Source organism: Enterobacter sp. UNJFSC 003 (assembly GCF_036903355.1).
Lineage (GTDB): Bacteria > Pseudomonadota > Gammaproteobacteria > Enterobacterales > Enterobacteriaceae > Enterobacter.
The window spans coordinates 1-302 of record NZ_JBAKHK010000097.1 but is presented as its reverse complement, the minus strand read 5'-3'; the positions used below and the strand labels follow the sequence as shown (position 1 = coordinate 302).

1 protein-coding gene is annotated in these 302 nt (G+C 45.7%); it reads left to right on the top strand.

What is annotated here, in order from left to right; all coding sequences use genetic code 11:
* The first annotated feature begins 145 nt into the window (after positions 1-145).
* Positions 146-205, top strand: coding sequence for a type I toxin-antitoxin system toxin IbsC (gene ibsC, locus V5P19_RS23260; RefSeq protein ID WP_071524576.1), 60 nt, complete (start codon positions 146-148; stop codon positions 203-205).
* Positions 206-302: the final 97 nt, after the last annotated feature.

Sequence of the window (302 nt, the reverse complement as noted above, 5' to 3'; positions counted from 1 at the left end):
TGGGGTTTTTCGAGCACGCTCGAAGAAAAGATTTAAAGGTAGATCAATGCGTTGTGGTTATTTAAAGAGAGCTTACGATAGCTGGGCAGCATGGGGCTGTAACGGTAAAGCCCTCACCGAAGCGAGGGCTTAAAGGAGAAGGGTTATGATGCGACTTGTCATCATACTGATTGTACTGTTACTGATAAGTTTCGGAGCTTATTAACAGTCAGTCTCAGGGGAGGAGCAATCCTCCCTTACCCTTACTCACTAAATTAGGTCAAAGAATCAACGATGTCAATCAGGGCGATGCAGGTGTGTCG